The following is a 21,453-nucleotide window of genomic DNA, read 5'->3' as shown; positions in this document are numbered from 1 at the left end:
GGTGCGGAGCGGCGCGCCGTCGGCTTCACTCGGCGGTATGAGGCGCATCGCTGCGGTGGCGCTCGCGGTCCTGCTGCTCGCGGGGTGCGGCGGTTCCTTCCCGGCGGACCCGGACGGCACGCTCGACCGGGTCACCGGCGACGTGCTCCGGGTGGGCGTCTCCCCGAACCCGCCGTGGACGGAGGTCCGACCCGGGGCCGGGCCGTCGGGGCTCGAGGTGGAGATCGTGGCGGAGTTCGCCCGGACGCTCGACGCCCGGGTGGAGTGGACGACCGGGGGCGAGGAGTCACTGGTGGGCGACCTGGAGCGGGGACGGCTGGACCTGGTGGTCGGTGGGCTCACCGGGCGCTCGCCGTGGGCCGGCCAGGCCGCGCTGACCACGCCCTACACGACCGTGCCGGGGCCGCGGGGCGACCCCGAACCGCACGTCATGGCCGCGCGGATGGGGGAGAACGCGTTCCTGGTGCGCCTGGAGACGTACCTGCTCGAGCACGAGAAGGACGTGCTGCCGTGAGCGTGACCTTCGGGCACACCGAGCTGCCGCCCGTGCAGTCGCGGGCGCTGCGCCGGGCGGTGCGCCTGGCGTGGGGGACCATCGGGTTCCTCGTCGTGGGTGTCACGCTCGTGTACCTGGTGATGGGCAGCTCGCAGGCCATGAAGGCGGCGTGGACCGAGGACCTGCTGTCGTTCATCCCGCCGATCAGCTTCCTGGTGGCCGTGCGGTACGCCCGGCGCCGACCGACGCCCGAGCACCCGTACGGGTACCACCGCTCGGTCGGCATCGGGCACCTGGTGGCCGCGACGGCGCTGCTGGCGATGGGCGCGTTCCTGGTCGTCGACTCCGGCAGCGGGCTGCTGAAGGCGGAGCACCCGCCGGTCGGCGTGATGCACCTGGGCGGTCACGTCTTCTGGGCGGGGTGGCCGATGATCGCCGCGATGGTGGTGACGGGCCTGCCGCCGGTGCTGCTCGGCCGGGCGAAGCTGCCGCTGGCCCGGACGCTGCACGACCGGGTCCTGTACGCGGACGCCGACATGAACAAGGCCGACTGGATGACGGCCCTCGGCACGGTCGTCGGCGTGCTCGGCATCGGGGCGGGTCTGTGGTGGGCGGACGCGGCGGCCGCGCTCTTCATCGCCGGGAGCATCCTGCGCGACGGCGTCACGAACCTGCGGGTCGCCGCGAGCGCCCTGATGGACGCCCGGGCGACGACCGTCGACGGCGCGGACGTCCACCCGCTGGTGGGCCGGGTCGACGAGTACCTGCGCGCCGTGCCGTGGGTGGCGGCCGCGCGGTCCCGGGTGAGGGACCAGGGCCACGTGTTCCACGTGGAGTCGTTCGTCGTGCCCCGCGACGGGACGTCCCCGGGCCCCGCGGACCTCGACGCGCTGCGCGAGGGCGTCACGGCCCTCGACTGGAAGGTCCAGGACCTGGTCGTGGTGCCCGTCGAGCAGCTGCCGGAGCAGATGCTCCCCGGGGCGCGGACGGAGCCCGGGGAGGAGTCACGGCCGGTCGCCCGCGGCGGGTGAGCCAGGCCTTCCTGCCTAGACGCCCCGCCCGGCCGGGCCTAGCGTCGAACGGGACAGCACGCCCCACCCCCCGCGGAGGTTCCCATGAGCACGCTGCTGGACCAGCCGCCCGTCTCCGAGTGCTCGGTCGACGGCTGCTCGTACAACCACGACCACGCGTGCAGCGCGGCCGCGATCACCGTCGGCGGCAGCACCACCGGCGACGCGCAGTGCTCCACGTTCATCCCGCTGGGCGTCAAGGGCGGGCTCGACCGTGTCGTCTCGCACGTCGGCGCCTGCCAGCGCGCGGACTGCTCCCACAACGAGCACCTGACGTGCGCCGCCGACGCGGTCCGCATCGGCGCGGGTCACGACCTGGCGGACTGCCTGACGTACGCCCCGGCCTGATCCGCCGCGCCGGGCGGGGTCAGTCCTCCCGCTCGGTGGCGGCGGCCACCGCGGCCGCCACCGGGACGGCTCCGCCGGACAGCTCCAGGGTGAGGCCCGCGGTGCGCGGCTCGTCGAGCAGGGCCACGAGCACGGCGGCGACGTCGTCGCGCGGCACCGCCCCGTGCGGGATCCCCGTGCCCAGGCGGACGTGTCCCGTGCCCGGGTCGTCGGTGAGGGCGCCCGGCCGCAGGATCGTCGAGTCGAGGTCGCGGTCGCGCAGCGCCTCCTCGGCGGCCGTCTTGGCGCGCAGGTAGGCCGCGAAGACCTCGTCCGTGCCGGCGGGCGGCTCGGCTCCTGCGCCGGCGGACGAGACCAGCAGGTAGCGCCGGACGCCGGCGGCCGCCGCCGCGTCGGCGAGCAGCACGGCGGCCCCGCGGTCGACGGAGTCCTTGCGGGCCGTCCCGCTGCCCGGGCCGGCCCCGGCCGCGAAGACGACGGCGTCGGCGCCGTCCAGGTGCGGCGCGAGCTCGGCGGCGCCGACCTGCTCGAGGTCGAGGAGGACGGCGGCCGCTCCGTCGGCCTCGACGTCCGCGACGTGGGCGGCGTTCCGGACGACGGCGACCGGTGCGTCGCCTCGCGCGGCGAGCAGCCGGCTCAGGCGTCGGGCGATCTTCCCGTGGCCCCCGGCGATGACGATGCGCATCCGTCCACGGTAGGAGCCCGCGGGCCCGCCCGCCACAGGGTCGCAGCCGTGCGGCCCGGGACGGCCGGCCCGGACCGACGTGCCCCGGTCCGAGGTGCCCCGGGCCGCGGAGGGGGCCGCGGCCCGGGGCGTGACGCCGGTCGCCGAGGGGGGGTGACGGTGCCCGACGTCGGCGCCGCGTGCCGCGCGCACCGGCGCGGGTGTGCCGGTGCGCGGTGCGGCGGCGCTCGACCAGGCTAGGGAGCGTCAGCGGTCGTGCACACCGATGAGTAGCGCGCGGCGGTGGAACCAGGTGGTGGACCGGTGGGGATTGAGGGGTGCAGCGGGTCGCGGTGCCCCACCGCGCAGCGACTGCGTAGGCGTACGGGAGCGGCCGGGGCGCGGACGACCGGGCGGGTCGCGGTCAGACCACGCCGTAGAGGCGGTCGCCGGCGTCGCCGAGGCCCGGGACGATGTAGGCCTTCTCGTTGAGGCGCTCGTCCACGGCGGCGACGACCACGGTGACGTCGACCCGGTCGCCGACGGCGTCCTCGACGACCTTGAGGCCCTCGGGCGCCGCGAGCAGGCACACCGCCGTGACGTCGCGCGCGCCGCGCGCGAACAGGTACTCGATCGCGGCGACGAGCGTGCCACCGGTGGCCAGCATCGGGTCGATGAGGAAGCACTGGCGGCCGGTGAGGTCCTCCGGCAGCCGGTTGGCGTAGGTGATGGCCTCGAGCGTCGTCTCGTCGCGCTGCATGCCGAGGAACCCGACCTCCGCGGTCGGCATCAGCCGGGTCATGCCGTCGAGCATGCCGAGGCCGGCGCGCAGGATCGGGACCACGAGCGGCAGCGGCTCGGCGATCTTGACGCCGGTGGTGCGGGCGACGGGCGTCTCGATCTCGACCGGCTCGGTCCGCACGTCGCGCGTCGCCTCGTAGGCGAGCAGGGTCACGAGCTCGTCGACGAGCTTGCGGAAGGTCGGGGACGACGTGTCCTTGTTGCGGAGCACCGACAGCTTGTGGGCGACGAGCGGGTGGTCGGCGACGTGCAGGCGCATGGGGTCAACCTACCGTGCGCGGCACCGCGTCACCGCGTCCCGGCGGACGGGCCGGTCCGGGAGGACGCCGGGACGCGGGGCCCCGCCGCCGACCCGTGCGCCGGACGGGCGGCAGGTGGGTCCAACGTCCCGGGTGCGGGTGCCGCGGGGGCGCGAGGCTAGCCCGAGCGCGCGGCGACGACGAGGACCCCCTGCCTGTGTCGTCGCCGCCGCGCACCCACGTCCCGTGCCGCACGCGCACCGTCGCGCGCCCGGTCCGGTGAGGCGCCCGGTGGCGCGAAACGTGCCCTGCCGGGACCCGCGCCCCTGCCGGGACCCGCGCCCCTGCCGGGACCCGCGCCCCTGCCGGGACCCGCGCCCCTGCCGGGACCCGCGCGCCGGTCCCCCGCCGCGCCCGGTCGCGGCCGCCGGCTGCCGCGCTCGTCGCCGCGCGACCCCGTCGCGGGCGGTGCGCGAGGATGGGCCGCATGTTCGCGCGCCCCGACGACCTGACCGCGATGGGCCTGGCCCTCACCGAGGCCGCCGGCTGCGCGGCGTCGGGCGACGTGCCGGTGGGGGCGGTCGTCATCGGTCCGGACGGCGCGGTCGTCGGGGCGGGGCGCAACCGGCGGGAGGCGGACGGCGACCCGACCGCGCACGCCGAGGTCCTGGCGCTGCGGGCGGCGTCGGCGGCCCTGGGCCGGTGGCGGCTCGACGACTGCACGCTGGTGGTCACGCTCGAGCCGTGCCTCATGTGCGCGGGCGCGACCGTGCTGGCCCGGGTGCCGCGGCTGGTGCTCGGTGCGTGGGACCCGAAGGCCGGCGCGTGCGGGTCGCAGTGGGACGTGGTGCGCGACTCCCGGTCGAACCACCGCGTCGAGGTGGTCGGTGGCGTGCGCGAGGAGGAGTGCGGGGCGCTGCTGCGGGCGTTCTTCGCGCCGCACCGCGCCGACGGCTGACGGCGTCGGTCGGCGCCCCCGTGGCGCGGGTCCTGCGCGCGCCGGTCACGGCACCGGGACGCCCGTCCCGCCGCGCACGGCGCACGAACGAGGGCCCCCGCCGGTGCACCGGCGGGGGCCCTCGTTGCAGGGGGCGGACGGCGTCGGTCAGCCGCCCGTGATGTTGTCGTACGCCCGCATGGCCGCGGTCTGGGCGTCCGCCAGGGCGTCCTCGGGCGACTTGTCACCGAGCAGCGCCGCGGTGATGGCGTTGTTCAGCTCGTTCTGGATGTCCTGGCCGGCGGGCGAGGACCCGAAGGTCTGCCCGTAGTCCACGACGTCGTAGTAGGTGGAGATCACCTGGTCGAAGCCGGCGTCGCCGGTCTCCTTGACGTACTCGTCGCGGATCGCCTGGTCGGCCTCCGGCGAGCCGGTGAACAGGCCGGTGTTGAGGCCGCCGTCCGTGGCGATCGTGTCGGCGCGCGCCGCCCCGGCCGCCATCCACGCGTCGTAGGACGTGAGGTTGAGCATCCAGGAGCAGGCGGCGTCCTTGTTCTGCGCGCCGGCCGGGATGACGAACGCCGTGCCGGAGGCGACGGAGAACGGGTTGCCGTCCTGGTCGAGGAACGGCACGGCCTCGATCTCGATCTGGCCGACGTAGGCGCCGAGCACGTTCGGGTACCACTGGGCGTTGACCTGGGCGCCGACCTGGTCCGCGACGTACTGGTTGTTGTCGCCGAAGGTGTCGAACGAGTCGGTGAACGACTTGACCTTGGCGAAGCCGCCCTGGGCGTCGGTGATCTGCTTGAGCAGCTCGATGCCGGCGACGTTGGACGGGTCGTCGAGCGTCGGCTTGCCGTCCGCGTCGGTCAGCTGCCCGCCCTGCCCGAGGATCCACAGGCCGCCCTGGCCGGTGGCCACGGGGTCGAGGCCGAGGGTCGTCGGGACGCCGCCGCTCTCGGCGTACATCTTCTCGATGGCCGGGATGAGGACGTCGGGCTTCGAGGTGTCGATCTGGTCGTTCGTGACGCCCGCGGCGTCCATGACCCGCTTGTTCAGGATGATGGCCGGCGGCTGGTAGAACTGCGGCACCGCCCAGACCTGGTCCTCGTACCGCACGTCGTCGACGACGGACGGGTAGTACTGCTCCTCCGGCACGACGTCGTGGGCGGCGTAGCAGGCGTCCAGCGGCATGATCAGGTCCTGCGCGGCGTACGTCGTGACGTACCGGCGGTCCATCTGCACGACGTCGGGGACGTCGCCGCTGGCGAGACGCGTGGTGAACTTCTGGGCGTCGAACGCGGTGGCGTCGAGCTCGATGTCCACGTCGGAGAGCTGCTCGGCGGCGTAGTCGAGCCGCGACTGGCCCACGTCGTCCGCGTTCTCGAAGCCCCAGGCGTTGAGCGTGCCGGTGGCCTCGGTGCTGAAGTCGGTGGATCCGCCGCCCTCCTCGTCCCCACCGCCGGAGCTGCACGCCGCGAGGGCGAGCGCGGTGAGGGGCAGCAGGGCGATCGCTGCGCGACGGCTCCTCTTGGTCATTGACGTGTTCCCTTCCTCGGCCGGTGGGCCTGCGTCGTCGCAGACCCACGGGAGAACCCTCGGCATCGGTGCCGAGATGGATGAAAACCTTCCCACATCGGACGCTAGTTCAGGGCCGTCGGCGACGGCAAGAGCGGGCGGATCACGGTGTGATCACGCCTGTCCGGCGCGTGCTGACCATGGACTGGGCGCCCGGTCTGTGACTAGGCTCATATGGCAACGATGCCACAAAGACGAGGATTTGGCGATGCCCTCCCCGCGTGAAGACCTTCGAGACGACCTCCTGGACGACGGCGGCCCCGGCCGCTCGCTCCCCGACGGCCCTGCCGGTCCCGACCCCTCCCCGGGGCGGCGGCTGCGGCAGGTCCTCCTGGTGGGCCACACCCACCACGACGTCGGCTACACCAACAGCCCGCGCCTGGTGGACGACCTGCACGCGGAGACCGTACGGCGGGTCCTGGACCTGTGCGACACGGACGACGGCGACGGCCCGGACGCGTTCCGGTGGACGTTCGAGGTGGCCCGGCCGGTGCTGCGGTTCCTGGAGCGGGCCTCCGCCGCCGACGCCGAGCGGCTGCGCCGGCGGGCGGCCGAGGGGCGGGTCGCGGTGACCGGCGGCTACCTCAACATGACCCAGCTGCTCTCCGACGCGGAGCTCGGGACCGCCTACGACCTGCTGGACCGGCTGCGGGACGCCGGGATCCCCGTGCGCACCGAGCAGCACGGCGACGTCAACGGCACCGCGTGGGGCACCGTCGACGGCATGCGCCGCGCCGGCGTCGAGCGGCTCGTGATGGCCCTGAACCCCGACCACGGCAGGCCGCCCTACACGCAGCCGACCGGCTTCTGGTGGGAGGGCCCCTCCGGCGGGCGGGTGTTCGTGTGGCTGTCCACGCACTACGGCGTGGGCGAGGAGTGGGGGATCGTCGACGGCGACGTGACCGCCGCGGAGGCCCACGTCGCGGCCTTCGTCGCGCAGCTCGAGGCGCGCGCGGACTACCCGTACGACACCGCCGTCGTGCACGCCGCGAACGACAACCGGTGGCCGACGGCGCTGTGGCTGGACGTCGTCCGGCACTGGAACGCCCGCCACCCGGAGCTCCCGATGCGCACCGCGACGGTCGACGAGGCGCTGGACGTGCTGCAGCCGCAGGCGGAGGCCGCCGACGTGCCCGTGGCCCGCGGCGAGTGGTCGGACTGGTGGGCCCACGGCCACGGCTCGACCGCGCGGGAGGTCGCCGTCTACCGCGAGGCCCGCAGCTTCGCGCGCGCCGCCCAGACCACGCTCGGCCTCACGCGGCTGCGGGGCGACGGCCGGCCGGCGCTCGCGGACGTCGTCGGCTACCGACGCGGTCCCGTGCGCCTGCGGTCCGACGCCGAGGTGGCGCGCGACCTGGAGCGCGTCGACCACGAGCTGCTGCTGTTCGCCGAGCACACCTGGGGCTCCTGGGAGACCTACTCCAAGCCGTACTCCACGTTCAGCCACTCGCACTGGAACGCCAAGGCCGGCTTCGCCTACGGGGCGTTCGACCTCGCGCGGGACCTGGCCGTCGAGGGGCTGTTCCGGCTCGCGGCGAGCGGGCCGGCGACGGGCGACGGGGCCGCGCCGGCTGCCGGCGGGACCCGGGTGCTGGTCGTCAACCCGACCGAGCGCACCCGCACCGAGCCGGTCGACGTCGAGGTCGCGGGTCGCACCCGGGCCCGCACGGTGGCGACCGTCCCGCCCTTCGGGGTCGCCGTCGTGCCGCTGCCCGCGGAGCCCGGCGCGTCCCGGACGGCACGCGAGCTGACCTGGGGCGCCCACCGGGTCGTCGTGGACCCGGCGCGCGGGGGCGTCGTCTCGCTGGTCCACCTGCCGTCGGGTCGCGAGCTCGTGGACGACGGCGCCGGGCACGGACTGGGAGCGGTCGTCACCGAGACCGTCGTCGCGGGCAGCACCCACCCGATGGTGGTGCGGGACCCGAAGGACTTCCACCCGGACTTCCCCGGCCCGGACTTCGACCGCCGGCACGCGACCGGCGACGAGGAACCCGTCGTCACCGAGGGCGACGGCTGGGCGCGGATCTCGTGGCGGACCACCCCGCCGGGCCTGCCGGCTGCGACGACCTCGCTGACGCTCTACCGGGACGTCGACGTGGTGGACCTCGCCGTCGCGCTGGTGAAGCCCGAGTCGTTCGGACCGGAGAGCATCCACGTGGCGTTCCCGTTCCGCGTCGACGGCCCACCGGAGTTCCTGCTCGAGACGGCGGGCGCCGTGTACGCCGCCGAGACCGAGCAGCTGCCCGACACCAGCAAGGACTGGTACTCGGTGCAGCACGCCGTCGGGGTGCACGGCGCGGCGGGCGGACCGGGCGTGCTCTGGGGCACCGTCGACGCGCCCCTGGTGCAGCTCGGCGGCCTGCACACCGGGGAGTGGGCGCGCACCCTGCGCGCCACGAGCGGCCACGTGTCCTCGTGGCTCATGAACAACCTGCACTTCACGAACTTCCAGGCGCGGCAGGAGGGCACCCGCACCTACCGGTACCGGTTCGCCGCCACCGAGGCCGTGACGCGCGAGGCCGTCCGGGTGCTCGGGCGGGACCTGGCCGAGCCGCTCCAGGCACGCGCGTACGACGGCCCGGTGGCGTTCACCGGCGGGTCGGGCCTGCGGGTCGAGCCGGCCGACCGGGTGCTGGCCGAGGTGCGGCCGCTCGCCGGACCCGCGGACGGCGCCACCGCCGGCGGCGTCCGGGTGCGGCTCCGCAACCCGGGTGCCGGGCCCGTCGAGGCGACGGTGTCGTGGGACGGGCCGGACGTGGAAGGGGGGCAGCGGGTCGCGCTCGGCGCCCACGGGGTCGCCGACGTCGTGCTGCACCGCGTCCCGAGGTGAGCGGCAGACGGCGGGACCGCGAGGTCCCGCCGCTGTCGTCCGTGCCCCGGTTCCTGCTCTGGCAGGCAGCACGCCAGCCAGGGACCCTGGTCGGCGGCGTGCTGTTCGGCGTGCTGTGGATGCTCTGCCAGGTCGCGTGGCCGTACCTGCTGGGCCGGGCTGTCGACGAGGGCGTGACGGGCGAGCCCCGCGACGTGCTCGGGTGGTGCGGCGCCCTGCTGGCCGTGGCCGTGGCGCAGGCGGCGACGACCACGCTCCGGCACCGGATGGCCGTGACGAACTGGCTGCGCTCGTCGCTGGGGGTCGCGCGCCTCGTCGGGCACCACTCGGCCGGCACCGGGCACGCGATCACCGCCACCACGGCGCAGGGCGAGATCGTCGCGACGGTGTCGGGCGACACGCTGCGGCTCGGGGAGATGTTCGACGTGGTCGCGCGGCTCGCCGGAGGGCTCGTGGCGTACCTGTGCGTCGCTGCTGTCGTCGCCGCGCGGTCGTCCGCGCTCGGCGTGCTCGTGCTGGTGGGCGTGCCCGTGCTGGCCGCCGCGCTCTCGCTGCTGATCGGCCCGCTCCAGAGGCGGCAGCAGGCGTACCGGCACGAGACCGGCCTGCTGACGACGCTCGGCGCGGACACGGTGGCCGGGCTGCGGGTGCTGCGCGGCATCGGCGGCGAGGACGCGTTCGTCGACCGGTACGCCCGGCAGTCGCAGCGTGCCCGGGTCGCCGCCGTCGAGGTCGCCCGCACGCAGTCGTGGCTCGACGGCATGCAGGTGCTGCTGCCCGGTGTGCTCGTCGCCGCGCTCGTGTGGGCGGGCGCGCGGCTGGTGGCGGCCGGGTCCCTCACGGCGGGGGAGCTCGTGACGCTCTACGGCTACGCGACGTTCCTCGTGGTCCCGCTGCGCACCGGGGCCGAGGCCGCCCAGGTGTTCACGCGCGGCGTGGTGGCGGCGCGCCGGGTGCTGGCGGTCCTGCGCATCCGGCCGGCGGTGCAGGACCCCGGCGACCCGGTGGAGCCACCGCCGCGCGGTGCCGGGCTCGAGGACACCGCGTCCGGCCTGGTCGTGGCCCCCGGCCGGTTCACGGCGGTCGTCGACACCGACCCGGACGCGGCCGCCGCGGTCGCGACCCGCCTGGGCCGGTTCGACGACGCGGCGCTGCGCGACGCACCCGTGCTCTGGGGCGGGGTCGACCACCGGGCGGTGCGGGTGCGCGAGGTCCGCCGCCGCATCGTCGTCAGCGACACCACGCCGCACCTGTTCGCGGGACCGCTCGGCGACGGCCTCGACGTCCTGGCCGTGCGGGAGCCGGACCGCGCCCGCGCGCACCCCCGGCACGGGCGGATCGACGCGGCGCTGGACGCGGCGGCAGCCCGGGAGACGGTCGACGCGCTGCCCGGCGGGCTGGGGGCGCCCGTCGCCGAGCGCGGCCGGACCTTCTCCGGCGGGCAGCGGCAGCGGCTCAGCCTGGCCCGGGCGCTGCTCACCGACGCGGAGGTGCTGGTGCTGGTCGAGCCGACGTCCGCGGTGGACGCGCACACCGAGTCCCTCATCGCGGGCGGCGTGCGGCGGGCGCGCGAGGGACGGACCACGGTGGTCGTCACCGAGAGCCCGCTGCTGCTCGACCGCGTCGACGTCGTGCAGGTGATGGACCACGGCCGGGTGGTCGGCAGCGGCACCCACGGGGAGCTGCTGCGGCGCGCCGACGAGGTCGGCGACCTGTACCGCTCGGTCGTGGCGCGGACGAGCTCGCCCGCCGAGCCGGAGCCGGGGGTCGACCCGGGAGGGGCCGAGGCCGGCGGGGTGGACGCCCTGTGGGACGAGGGCGTGCACGCCGGCACGCTGCCGGCCCCCGCGCCGCCGGCGCAGCGCGTGCCGCCCCCTGCACGGCGCCGGGACGGGCACGTGGTGCTGCCGCCGCCGGGGCGGCACGAGGCCCTGCCGCCGGAGCCGCCGGCCGCCCCGCCCGGCACCCCTGCCGATGACCCGCACCCCGACGCCCCGGAGGGCACCGATGCTCCTGCCGATCGCTGACGGCCCCACCGTCCGCCGCACCGGGGCCCGCCTCGTGCGGGCCCACGCCCGGGAGCTCGCCGGCGTGCTGGCGCTGCACGGCGGCGCCGCGGTGTGCGGGCTCGCCGGGCCGTGGCTGCTCGGGCGGCTCGTCGACGCCGCGACCCGCGGCACCATCGGCACGGCGGCGGTGGACCGCACCGCCGCGGTGCTGCTCACCGCGCTCGTCGTCCAGGCCGTGGCGACGCGGTTCGCGCAGCGCGCCGCGATGGTGCTGGGCGAGACGGTCTTCGCGGCGCTGCGCGAGGAGTTCCTCCGCACGGTCGGGCGGCTGCCGCTGTCCACGGTCGAGCGCGCCGGCACCGGGGACCTGCTGTCCCGCACCACCAACGACATCGAGAGCGTCGCCCGGACCGTGCGGTTCGGGGTGCCGCGCATCCTCGTCGCCGGCATGACGGTCACGCTGACGCTCGTCGCGGCCGTGCTCACCGACGCCCTGCTCGCGTGCGGGCTCGTCGTGGGCGTCCCGCTGATCGTCGTCAGCACCCGGCTCTACCTGCGCCGGGCCGGCCCGGGGTACCGCCGCCGGCTGGCGTCCTACGCGCTCCTGTCCGGCGTGATCTCGGAGACGGTCGAGGGCGCCCGCACCATCGAGGCCCTGGACCTGGCGCGCGCGCAGCGCCGGACCATCGACCGCGCGCTGGCCGAGCGCCGGGACGCCGAGCGGTACACGCTGCGCCTGCGGTCGTGGTGGTTCCCGTGCACGACGCTCGGGTTCCTGCTGCCGGTCGTCACCGTCGTCGGGTGGGGCGCGTGGCTGGTGGCGGCGGACCGCACGACGCCGGGCGCGGTCACGGCCGTGGCGCTGTACGCGATGCAGCTCACCGGCCCGGTAGACGAGCTGATCGGCTGGATGGACGAGATCCAGGTCGGCACCACGGCGCTGTCCCGCATCGTCGGCGTGGGCACCGTGCCGCCGGACCGCACGCCGTCCGGCGCCGAGCCCGCGTCCGAGGAGCTGGTGGTCGACCGGGTGCGGTACGCGTACCGGCCGGGCGTGGACGTGCTCCGTGACGTGTCGCTGCGGCTGCGCGACGGCGAGCGGCTGGCCGTCGTCGGCCCGTCCGGCTCCGGCAAGTCGACGCTCGGGCGGCTGCTGGCCGGCATCACGGGACCCACCGGCGGCTCGGTCACCGTGGGCGGCGTCCCGCTGGTCGACCTGCCGCTGGAGGAGCTGCGCGGGCACGTCGCGCTCGTCACCCAGGAGCACCACGTCTTCGTCGGCAGCCTCGCGGAGAACCTGCGGCTGGCCGCCCCCGGGGCCCCGGAGGCCGCCCTGCGGCGGGCGCTCGGCGTCGTCGGGGCGCTCGGCTGGGTGGACGCGATGCCGGACGGCCTCGCGACGGCGGTCGGCTCCGGTGGCGTGGTGCTGACGCCCGCGCAGGCGCAGCAGCTCGCGCTTGCGCGGCTCGTGCTGCTGGACCCCCGCACCGTCGTGCTCGACGAGGCGACGTCGCTGCTCGACCCCGGCGCCGCGCGGGACCTCGAGGACTCCCTGTCGGCGGTGCTGGCGGGGCGGACCGTCGTCGCGGTCGCCCACCGGCTGCACACCGCCCACGACGCCGACCGGGTGGTGCTCGTCGAGGCGGGCCGCATCGTCGAGCAGGGCCCGCACGACGTGCTCGTCGCCGCCGGCGGGCAGTACGCCGCCCTGTGGGCGAGCTGGCACGGCGAGCCGCACGAGCACCCGGCGGGGACCGGGCGCCCGGGCGGCCCCGGTGCCGGCGCGTAGCAGGTCAGCGCCGGCACCGGGAGCGCGTCAGGCCGGGTCGTCCTCGGAGGCCGCCTCGGCCGGCACCGGCCGGCCCGTGGCGTCCGGGTGGCTGCCCTGCGTCGGGGTCAGGCCCGCCGAGGCCCGCTGCGCGTCCGCGTCCGGCACGTCGCCGCCGGCCGCGGGGACGTCGGGGGCCACGGCGGCGGTGCGCACGCCCGCGGGGCGGCCCGGGCCCTCCGCGCCGTCAGCGCCGTCAGCGCTCTCCGTCAGCGGCCGCTCGACCAGGTCGACCTCCCGCACCGGCGCCTCCGGGTCCGCCGGCACGACGAACGTCCGGAGCTGGTAGGGCCCGAACTCCGCCTCGACGGTGCGACCCACGACCGGGAGCTCCAGCCGGGCGACCGCGGCGGCACCGCGGGTCTCGACGGCCCGGACCACGAGGTCCGCCCCGCCGGGCCCGGCGGTCGCGTCCTCGGTGCCCTTGAGCGCCGTGATGGCCACGGGGCCGGCCTGGTCGGACGCGAACGAGCCGGTCCGCGGCAGCGTGCCGGGGTGGAACGACTCGAGCATCGCCCGCACGGGGGAACCGAGCAGGGCGGCGCGGCGCCCCGGGTCCGCGGCGTGCCGGTCGCCCCCGTGGACGACGAGCTCGTAGGAGAACCGCTGGATGCCCATGTCCTGGTAGGCGTACACGTCGTCGCCGTCCAGCAGGCGCGGGTCGTGCCACGCGTACACGGGGCTGCGGACGGCCGTCACGCCGATGCTCGGCTGGTCACCGGGGGAGACGTCGTAGCCGTGCTTGTTCGTCATGACGACGGTCAGGCCGGCGGGCCGCCCGTCGAGCGTGCCGGTGAGGTCCACCCAGCCCTGGCCGGGCTCCTCGGCGCCGTCCACCGGCCGCTCCAGCTCCGCGTAGGGGATCTGGTACGTGGCGCGCGGGTCGGTCAGCGCCGTCGGGAACCGGAGCTTGAGCAGGTGCGCGGGCTCCCGCCAGTCCAGCGTCACGTCGACGCGCAGCACGGCGGAGTCGTGGTCGAGCAGCAGCTCCTCGATCATCGTGGAGGCGCCCCACTCCCGCTCGACGCGGACCCGCGCCCGCAGCGGGCCGGTCTCCCGCACGACGATCCGTGCCGTCGCCATCGTGTCGCCCGCCCACGCGTACGACACGACGCGGTGACCCCAGGTGTCGGTCGGGTCGTCGCAGACCTGGGTGTGCGGGGCGCCGTCGACGCCCCGCATGACGTCCAGGCCCGTGCGCTTGTCGAGGTACGAGGTGATCCAGCCGGTCGCGGGGTCCAGCTCGACGCGGACGAGGTCGTTCTCGAGCACCGTCCCGGGCACCGTGCCGGACACCGTCAGGCCACCGGGCGCGCCCTCGCTCCACTCGGGGGCGGCGGGCTCGGCGGCCATGCGGACGCGGTACAGCCGGTAGCCGAGCGGCGGCACGTCGGCCCGCAGCACGAGCGCGCCGCGACCGGTCTGGTTGGTGGTCGCGCGGGACTGGGTGGGCTGCGAGACGACGACCCGGCCCTCGTCGTCGACGACGTGCACCGCGCCGGGGTGCGAGCCGTAGTGCAGCTCGACGTCGGTCGACACCGGCCACGGGTGCGGGTTGAACACGAGGACGGGCTGGCTGCCCTCCTCCAGCGGCACGTCGACCTGCCGGGCGATCGTGTTGTGGGCGCGCGTGATGAGGCGCTTCGCGATCGCGACGGCCTCGCCGAGCTGGTCGCGCGCGTCGTCGTAGGCGTGCTCGATGGCGGACCCCGGCAGCACGTCGTGGAACTGGTTGAACAGCACCTGCTTCCAGGCGCGCTCCAGGTCCTCGCGGGGGTAGGGCGTGCCGTCGTGCACCGCGGTGACGGCCGCCCAGCGCTCCGCGGAGAGCAGGGCGTACTGCGCGCGACGCTGCCACGCCTTGATGCCGGAGTGGGCCGAGTAGCAGCCGGGGGCGTGGTGCTGCAGGTCGTCGGTCCACACGGTCAGGCCCTCCCGGAACTCGGGGCCGCGCGCGTGGACCCCGTCGAGGTACTCGCGCGGCGACGACATGCGCAGGCGGCCGAAGGACCCCATGCGGTCGTAGCGGTGGATCGACTCGATGTTCGCGATCGTCGGCCCGCCGCCGTGGTTGCCGACCCCGTACAGCACCATGACGTCGCCGAGGGAGCGGTCGAGGGTGCCGAGCGCCTTGTCGACCTGGCCGTCGACGGAGCCGGGCGGAGAGCAGTACTCGAACGGGATGCGGTAGCCGAGCACCTCCGAGCCGTCGGGCGCGCGCCACCGGAACAGCGTGTCGTCGAGCTCGCTCTCGTGCGGGCCGGGCCGCAGGAACAGGTACGAGTCCATGCCCTGGCCGCGCAGGACGGTCGGCAGGCTGGCGCTGTGGCCGAATGGGTCGGCGTTCATGCCGACGGTCGCGGGCTTGCCGAACCGGGACACCAGGTACCGCTGGCCGTACAGGCCCTGCCGGGCGAACGACTCGCCCATCGGCATGTTGCAGTCGGGCTCCACCCACCAGCCGCCGACGTTGACCCACCGGCCCTCGGCGACGCGCTCGGTGATGCGGGCGAACAGCTCGGGGTCGGACTCCTCGACCCACGACAGCAGCACCATCTGGTCGCACGTGAAGACGAAGTCCGGGTACTCGTCCATGCGGTGGATCGCGGACCAGAACGTGGCGCGCGCCTCCTGGTAGCCCTCCTGCCACGGCCACAGCCACACGGGGTCGATGTGCGAGTTGCCGATCATGTGGATGGTGCGGTCCGGCGTCGCGTGCGGGCGGGGTGCCGCCGGCAGGTCCCGGGGCTGGGCACCGGCGGGTGCGTTCGACAACGGTGCGCCGGTGGTGTGGCGGGGCCTGCTCATGTCGCTCCTCGTGCGTCGTCGCGCGGGTCCGGTCCTGTGCGCACGATCGTACGCTGCAATCGATCCCATATCGAGGGACCGGGCGGTGTCAACCCACGACGTCCCCGCACGTGGAATGTGCGGCACCGCACATGTGTGCGTCGATTGACACGTGATGCGAGCGGCCGGTTGCATGGGCGCCATGTCACGTCGCGGAGGACGTCTGCAGGCCGGTGTCGTCGAGGGGTTCTACGGCCCGCCGTGGAGCCACCGGGAGCGGCTCGACCTGCTCGCCGCCGCACCGTCCCTCGGGCTCGACACCTACCTGTACGCGCCGAAGGACGACCCGTGGCACCGCGAGCGCTGGCGCGAGCCGTACCCGCCGGACGCCCTCGCCCGGCTCGGGGAGCTCGCGGAGCGGGCGCGGGAGGCAGGGGTCGCGTTCGTCTGGTCCGTCGCCCCCGGTCTGTCCATGCGGTACGCCGACGACGCCGACCACGCGGCGCTGGCGGCGAAGGCGGAGCAGGTGCGCGCGGCCGGCGTCCCGGACGTCTGGCTGCTGTTCGACGACGTCCCGGACCGGCTCGCCGACCCCGCCGACGTCACCCGGTACGGCGACGGGCCCGACGGGGCGGGCCGGGCGCACGGCGAGGCGGCCGCGCGCTTCCGCGAGGCGTTCCTGCTGCCGCACGGGATCGACCACCCGATGACGGTCTGCCCCACGGACTACGCCGGCTGCGGGCCCTCGCCCTACCGCGCCGGGCTCGCGGAGACGCTGCCCGCCGACGCGCGCGTGCTCTGGACGGGACGGGACATCGTGGTCGGGGAGGTCACCCGCGACGACGTGCTCGCTGCGGCCGCGGCGTTCGGGCGCCGCCTGGTGCTCTGGGACAACTACCCGGTCAACGACTTCGACCGCACCCGGCTGTTCCTGGGACCGCTGCCCGGACGCCCCGCGGACGTCACCGGCCTGCCCCTGGACGGCGTGGTCGCCAACGCGATGATCGAGGCGCTGCCGTCCCGGCTGCCGCTCGCGACCGTCGGCGCGTGGGCGCGGGACCCCGCGGCGTACGACCCGGGGCGGGCGGGCGCCGAGGCGCTCCGGGCCGTCGCCGGGGACCGCGCGGCGCAGGTCGCGCCCCTGGTGCGGGCCTGCTCGTCCTGGCCGCCCTCGGCGCCGCGCGACCCCGGGCTGACCGCGCTCCTGGACGGCGCGCTCGCGGGGGACGCGGCCGCCCTCGCGGCCGTCCGCGGGCGGATGCAGGAGCTGCGCGGGTGCGCGCCGGGCCCGCTGGAGGAGCACCCCGGCGGCGCGGACGCGCCTGCCCGCGCGGCGGACCCCGGGGCACCGCACGACGTCGCCCCCGCGCGCGGGCGCGCGCTGCTGGTCGCGCTCCGCCCGTGGCTCGACGCCGCGGCGCACGCGGGGGCCGCCGGAGCTGCGGCGTGCGACCTGCTGGGCAGGGGCGACGACGCGACGGCCGAGGAGGTCGCGGCGGCGCGGGAGGCGCTCGACCGGGTCGAGACCGACTTCCCGGACGTCCTGCGCGCGGACGTCGCGGGATTCGTGCGCCGGGCGCTCGCGGCGTGCGGGGCCGTCACCGCGTCCCCGGTCGCCGGTGGCCGCCGGGCGGTGCTCGTCACGGGCCCGGAGCCCGGTGCCGGCGACCGCGCGACCGAGGCGTGGCTGCGCCGCCGGGGGTTCGCGGTGGAGGTGCGCTCGACCTGGGCGCCCGGGGACGCTTCCGACCTCGTGGTGCTGACCCCGGGGGCCCCGCTGCCCGCCGCCCGGGCCGTGGCGGCGTCCGCGGTCCCCGTGCTCGCGGCCGGCCGGCTCGTGACCCTCGGGGTCGCGCGGGAGTCGGGCGTGCTGCTGGACCGCGACCGCGTGCGCACCGGCGAGGACGAGGTCGTCGTGCACCGGGGGCCCGGTCGGCTCACCTGGTGCGAGCCCGTGGCCGGCGCCCGCGTCGTCGCCCGGGCGCCCGAGCCGGAGCCCCGGCCGGTGCTCGTCGAGGTCGCGACCGGGACCCCGCTGACGGACGGCACGCCCGCGCCGGCCGCCCGCACCGTGACGTTCCTGACCGGTGACGGCGCGGCGCGCTGGCTGCTGACCGACGCCGGGTGGTCGCTGCTCGACGCGGCGCTCGACCGGCTGCTGCCCGGGGGCCCGGACGCCGTGGAGCCGGCGGGCGCCCGGTCCTGAGGCGGCGCCGGGGCCCCCTGCGCGCTGGTGCCCGGGAGCGGGCGGTCGGCCACCTGCACCGGCCGCCCGCTCCCCGTCGTCCCCGGTCGTCCCGGGCCGGGCGTCAGGCCCGCGCGAAGCGCAGCGTCACCACCTGGAACGGCGCGAGGTCCAGCGCCACCGCCCCGTCGCCCGCGTCGGACAGCGGCGCGAGCGCGGCGACGTCCGTGTCCTCGCACTCCAGCAGGTCCCGGACCGACGCGCCCGTCGTCGCGAACCCCGGCCGGACCACCGTGCGGCCGCGGCCGCCGCGGGACTCGTAGAGCCGGACCACGACGTCGCCGGACCGGTCGTCCGCCAGCTTCACGGCCTCGACCACCGCGCCGCCGCCGGTGACCTCGACCAGCGGGGCGACCGCCGCGGCGCCCCGCACGCGCCGCTCGGGCAGGTTGATCCGGTAGCCCTCGCGCACCGCGTCGTCGATGTCGGCCCCGCACGCCAGCGCGTACCGCATCGTGTGCCGGCCCTGGTCGGTCTCCGGGTCGGGGTAGCGCGGCGCCCGGACCAGCGACAGCCGGACCGTCGTCGCCCCGGCCCCGCGGGCGTCGCCCGGCCCGGGGCGGGTCACGTCGTGCCCGTACGTGGAGTCGTTGACCACGGCCACGCCGTAGCCGGGCTCGGCCACGTGCACCCAGCGGTGGGCGCAGATCTCGAACCGCGCGGCGTCCCACGAGGTGTTGGTGTGCGTGGCCCGGTGGACGTGCCCGAACTGCGTCTCGCTCGCGGACCGCTCGGCGTGGACCGCCAGCGGGAACGCGGCCTTGCAGAGCGTCTCGCGCTCGTGCCAGTCGACGTCCAGGGCCAGGTCCACGCGGCGCTCGCCCGCCGCCAGGGCGATCGTCTGCACGTACGTCGACGCCCCGTCGCGCCGTGTGACGCGCAGCTCCGGACGGGCCGGGTCGGCGTCGTCGAGCACCAGGTCCTCGACGGTGCGGACCTCGCGGACGGAGTGCCGGTAGAACTCGTCGACGTCCCAGGCGTCGAACCGCACCGGCTGGTCGGGGTGCAGCTGCAGCACGTTCGCGGACGCCCCGGGCGCGAGGACCTCGCGGTCGGCGACCAGGTCCCGCACGGCGCCGACCGTGCCGTCGGCGTCGACCCGGACCCGCAGCAGGCCGTTGTCGAGCACGACGGCGTCGCCGTCGCGCCGGACCGCGACCGGTGCCGGCGGCGCGGTGGCGGGGCCGGCCCCCAGCCCCGGGACGCCGGCGCGGGTGTGCGGCGCCGCGTTCGCGACCACCTCGGTGTCGCCGTCACCGGCCGCGCGGCGCAGCGCGTCGCCGACCAGCGCCTCGAGCTCCTCGCGCAGCCGCGCGTAGGTCGCCCGCGCCTCGCGGTGCACCCAGGCGATGCTGCTGCCCGGCAGGATGTCGTGGAACTGCAGCAGGAGCATCTCCTGCCAGATCCGGTCGAGCTGCTCGTACGGGTAGTCAGCGCAGCCGCGCACCGCGGCGGTCGCCGCCCAGAGCTCGGCCTCCCGCAGCAGGTGCTCGGTGCGGCGGTTGCCCTGCTTCATGGCGAGCTGGCTGGTGTACGTGCCGCGGTGGAACTCGAGGTACATCTCCCCGGACCACACGGGCGCCTGCGGGTACTCCGCCTCGGCGCCCGCGAAGAACTCCGCCGGCGTCTCGACGACCACGCGCGGCGACCCCTCGAGGTCCGCGACGCGGTGCGCGGTCTCCATCATCTCGCGCGTCGGGCCGCCGCCGCCGTCGCCGTACCCGAACGGCAGCAGGCTGCGGTTCGCCGGGCCGGCGTCGGCGAAGTTCGCCACGCCGTACGCCAGCTGCTCGCCCGACAGCTTGGCGCCGTACGTGTCGGCGGGCGGGAAGTGCGTGAACACCCGGCTGCCGTCGATGCCCTCCCACCAGAAGGTGTGGTGCGGGAACCGGTTGGTGGTGTTCCACGACATCTTCTGCGACAGGAACCACCGGAACCCCGCCAGCCGGGCGAGCTGCGGCAGGGCACCGGTGTACCCGAAGGAGTCCGGCAGCCACACCTCGCGCGGCTCGACGCCGAACTCCGCGTCGAAGAACCGCTTGCCCTGCACGAACTGCCGCACCAGCGCCTCGCCGCCCGGCAGGTTCGTGTCGGACTCCACCCACATCCCGCCGACCGGCACGAACTGCCCGGACGCGACCTTCTCCCGGATCCGGTCGAAGACGCGCGGGTGGTGCTCCTTCGTCCACGCGTACTGCTGCGCCGACGAGCACGCGAAGCGCAGGTCCGGGTACTGGTCGGCGAGCGACACCACGTTGGAGAACGTGCGCGCGCACTTGCGGATCGTCTCGCGCACCGGCCACATCCAGGCGGAGTCGATGTGCGCGTGGCCGACCGCCGACACCCGGTGCGCGCTCGGCGCCGCGGGCTGGGCGAGCAGGTCCGCGACCTGCGCGCGGGCGCGGGCCGCGCTGCCCGGGACGTCGCGGACGTCGAGCGTGTCGACCAGCCACTCCAGGCCCGCGCGGATGCGCTCGCGGCGGGGGTCGTTCTCCGGGAGCTGCAGCGCCAGCTCGTGCAGCACCTGCGCGTCGAGCGCCAGCGCCTGGACCTCCTCCTCCAGCACGGCGACCTCGGCGCGGGCCAGCCGGTACAGCAGGGTGTCCGGCACCGTGTCGAGGTCGCCGAGCGCGGTGACGGGCTCGCCGCCGATCGACGGGTTGGCCGCGGCCTCGACGTAGAGGTCGACCACCTCTCCGCCGGTCGCGGGGTCGGCCACCGGGACGTACAGGTTGCGCGGCTCGATGCCCTTCAGCGGGGTGCCGTCGGGGGTGTACACGAGCCCCTCGGCCTCGAATCCGGGGCCGCCGGTGCGGAACCCCAGGTCGACGAGCACCTCGACGCGCCGGCCGGCCATGCCCGGCGGCACGACGCCCCGCAGGCGGAACCAGGAGGTGGACCAGGCGCGGCCCCACGGCTCGCCGACGGCGGTCGGCGTGAACGGCAGCCGCACCGCCTCCGCGAACGGCACGGGCTCTCCGGGCAGGTGGGCGACCGTCACCTCGAGCGGGGTCCGCTGGGTGTGCACCCAGGGGAGGATCCGCTCCTTCACGGTGCGGTCGATGCGGGCGGTGAGGTCGGTCAGGGTGCGGTGCACGGCTCTCCTCGGTCGGACCGCGCGCGCGGGGGCTCCCGGGCAGGGTTCCGTGCGGCGCCGGACGGATGTAGGAACGTTGCCACACTAGCGAATGTGCGAGTTCGCACACCAGGGGCACGGGGTGACGTCCTGCGGTCCGTGCGCTCCTCATGAGTGGCGCTTCCCCTCGCGCCACCGGAGAACCGCTCCTACCCTCACCACGGCGGGCTGTGGCACAACGGCCGGACCGGCTGCAGGGGAGGTGCGCCGTGGAGGTGACGATCGACCTGGGACGACCCTCGCAGGAGTCGGTGATCTCGGTGCGCGGCCAGCTGGACGTGCACACCGCGTCCGCGCTCCGCGAGGCGCTGCACTGCCTGCTCGAGGCCAGCGGCGAGGAGCTCACCGTCGACGCGACAGCCGTGCGCGTCACGGACGACGCCGGCTGGGCGACCCTCGAGGGCGTCGGGCGGCACTGCCGCGAGTTCGGCGGCCACCTGCGCCTCCCGCCCCCGGCGGCCTGACCCCGCCCGGAGCCACCTCCC

At 76.2% G+C, this 21,453-nt stretch carries 14 protein-coding genes; 9 read left to right on the top strand and 5 right to left on the bottom strand.

Annotated features, from left to right (window positions below):
- Positions 1-37 precede the first annotated feature (37 nt).
- The 3 genes from K5O09_RS17485 (at position 38) to K5O09_RS17475 (ending at position 1,914) form a co-directional block, all read left to right on the top strand.
- On the top strand, positions 38-514 hold the full coding sequence (locus K5O09_RS17485; protein WP_222170726.1) for a transporter substrate-binding domain-containing protein: 477 nt from the start codon (positions 38-40) through the stop codon (positions 512-514).
- Complete coding sequence (locus K5O09_RS17480; protein ID WP_222170725.1) at positions 511-1,527, top strand: cation transporter; 1,017 nt, start codon at positions 511-513, stop codon at positions 1,525-1,527. The genes K5O09_RS17485 and K5O09_RS17480 overlap by 4 nt, the downstream gene beginning before the upstream one ends.
- An 84-nt stretch (positions 1,528-1,611) precedes the next feature.
- On the top strand, positions 1,612-1,914 hold the full coding sequence (locus K5O09_RS17475; RefSeq protein WP_222170724.1) for a DUF1540 domain-containing protein: 303 nt from the start codon (positions 1,612-1,614) through the stop codon (positions 1,912-1,914).
- 19 nt (positions 1,915-1,933) lie between these two features.
- On the opposite strand, the gene K5O09_RS17470 is transcribed toward K5O09_RS17475, so the two are convergent.
- Positions 1,934-2,599: an SDR family oxidoreductase gene (locus K5O09_RS17470; protein WP_222170723.1), complete on the bottom strand. Its 666-nt coding sequence runs from the start codon at positions 2,597-2,599 to the stop codon at positions 1,934-1,936.
- A 403-nt stretch (positions 2,600-3,002) separates the two neighbouring features.
- A complete protein-coding gene (gene upp, locus K5O09_RS17465; RefSeq protein WP_222170722.1) occupies positions 3,003-3,638 on the bottom strand; it encodes a uracil phosphoribosyltransferase in 636 nt (211 codons plus the stop codon).
- A gap of 467 nt (positions 3,639-4,105) precedes the next feature.
- Between upp and K5O09_RS17460 the strand changes: the two genes are divergently transcribed.
- Positions 4,106-4,576, top strand: coding sequence for a nucleoside deaminase (locus K5O09_RS17460; protein ID WP_255595844.1), 471 nt, complete (start codon positions 4,106-4,108; stop codon positions 4,574-4,576).
- 147 nt (positions 4,577-4,723) lie between these two features.
- Here K5O09_RS17460 and K5O09_RS17455 read toward each other — a convergent pair whose 3' ends face one another.
- The gene (locus tag K5O09_RS17455) at positions 4,724-6,094 is read right to left on the bottom strand and encodes an ABC transporter substrate-binding protein (RefSeq protein ID WP_222170721.1); all 1,371 of its coding nucleotides are present in this window, start codon (positions 6,092-6,094) and stop codon (positions 4,724-4,726) included.
- A 247-nt stretch (positions 6,095-6,341) separates the two neighbouring features.
- On the opposite strand from K5O09_RS17455, the gene K5O09_RS17450 reads away from it, so the two are divergent.
- Genes K5O09_RS17450 through K5O09_RS17440 form a run of 3 tightly spaced genes read left to right on the top strand, consistent with a single transcriptional unit; the run spans position 6,342 to position 12,761 of the window.
- Complete coding sequence (locus K5O09_RS17450) at positions 6,342-8,963, top strand: hypothetical protein (RefSeq protein ID WP_222170720.1); 2,622 nt, start codon at positions 6,342-6,344, stop codon at positions 8,961-8,963.
- Positions 8,960-10,990: an ABC transporter ATP-binding protein gene (locus K5O09_RS17445; RefSeq protein WP_255595843.1), complete on the top strand. Its 2,031-nt coding sequence runs from the start codon at positions 8,960-8,962 to the stop codon at positions 10,988-10,990. The genes K5O09_RS17450 and K5O09_RS17445 overlap by 4 nt, the downstream gene beginning before the upstream one ends.
- A complete protein-coding gene (locus K5O09_RS17440; RefSeq protein ID WP_222170719.1) occupies positions 10,971-12,761 on the top strand; it encodes an ABC transporter ATP-binding protein in 1,791 nt (596 codons plus the stop codon). Before K5O09_RS17445 ends, K5O09_RS17440 begins: the two co-directional genes overlap by 20 nt.
- A 27-nt stretch (positions 12,762-12,788) precedes the next feature.
- Here K5O09_RS17440 and K5O09_RS17435 read toward each other — a convergent pair whose 3' ends face one another.
- Positions 12,789-15,608: an alpha-mannosidase gene (locus K5O09_RS17435; protein ID WP_255595842.1), complete on the bottom strand. Its 2,820-nt coding sequence runs from the start codon at positions 15,606-15,608 to the stop codon at positions 12,789-12,791.
- A gap of 181 nt (positions 15,609-15,789) precedes the next feature.
- On the opposite strand from K5O09_RS17435, the gene K5O09_RS17430 reads away from it, so the two are divergent.
- Complete coding sequence (locus K5O09_RS17430) at positions 15,790-17,793, top strand: beta-N-acetylglucosaminidase domain-containing protein (RefSeq protein ID WP_255595841.1); 2,004 nt, start codon at positions 15,790-15,792, stop codon at positions 17,791-17,793.
- 103 nt (positions 17,794-17,896) lie between these two features.
- Here the strand turns inward: K5O09_RS17430 and K5O09_RS17425 are convergent, their stop codons facing one another.
- Positions 17,897-20,929: a glycoside hydrolase family 38 C-terminal domain-containing protein gene (locus K5O09_RS17425; protein WP_222170716.1), complete on the bottom strand. Its 3,033-nt coding sequence runs from the start codon at positions 20,927-20,929 to the stop codon at positions 17,897-17,899.
- A gap of 248 nt (positions 20,930-21,177) precedes the next feature.
- Here K5O09_RS17425 and K5O09_RS17420 point away from each other — a divergent pair, with 248 nt between their 5' ends.
- The gene (locus K5O09_RS17420) at positions 21,178-21,432 is read left to right on the top strand and encodes an STAS domain-containing protein (protein WP_222170715.1); all 255 of its coding nucleotides are present in this window, start codon (positions 21,178-21,180) and stop codon (positions 21,430-21,432) included.
- Positions 21,433-21,453: the final 21 nt, after the last annotated feature.

The sequence above is a fragment of the Cellulomonas sp. C5510 genome, from assembly GCF_019797765.1.
Lineage (GTDB): Bacteria > Actinomycetota > Actinomycetes > Actinomycetales > Cellulomonadaceae > Cellulomonas.
The sequence above is the reverse complement of the archived record's forward strand: the minus strand, read 5'-3'. Positions and strand labels throughout refer to the sequence as shown.

Coding starts and splice junctions, on each gene's coding strand:
- K5O09_RS17485 (WP_222170726.1), top strand. CDS start 38: ATGAGGCGCATCGCTGCGGTGGCGCTCGCGGTCCTGCTGCTCGCGGGG.
- K5O09_RS17475 (WP_222170724.1), top strand. CDS start 1,612: ATGAGCACGCTGCTGGACCAGCCGCCCGTCTCCGAGTGCTCGGTCGAC.
- K5O09_RS17470 (WP_222170723.1), bottom strand. CDS start 2,599: ATGCGCATCGTCATCGCCGGGGGCCACGGGAAGATCGCCCGACGCCTG.
- upp (WP_222170722.1), bottom strand. CDS start 3,638: ATGCGCCTGCACGTCGCCGACCACCCGCTCGTCGCCCACAAGCTGTCG.
- K5O09_RS17460 (WP_255595844.1), top strand. CDS start 4,106: ATGTTCGCGCGCCCCGACGACCTGACCGCGATGGGCCTGGCCCTCACC.
- K5O09_RS17455 (WP_222170721.1), bottom strand. CDS start 6,094: ATGACCAAGAGGAGCCGTCGCGCAGCGATCGCCCTGCTGCCCCTCACC.
- K5O09_RS17450 (WP_222170720.1), top strand. CDS start 6,342: ATGCCCTCCCCGCGTGAAGACCTTCGAGACGACCTCCTGGACGACGGC.
- K5O09_RS17440 (WP_222170719.1), top strand. CDS start 10,971: ATGCTCCTGCCGATCGCTGACGGCCCCACCGTCCGCCGCACCGGGGCC.
- K5O09_RS17435 (WP_255595842.1), bottom strand. CDS start 15,608: ATGAGCAGGCCCCGCCACACCACCGGCGCACCGTTGTCGAACGCACCC.
- K5O09_RS17430 (WP_255595841.1), top strand. CDS start 15,790: ATGTCACGTCGCGGAGGACGTCTGCAGGCCGGTGTCGTCGAGGGGTTC.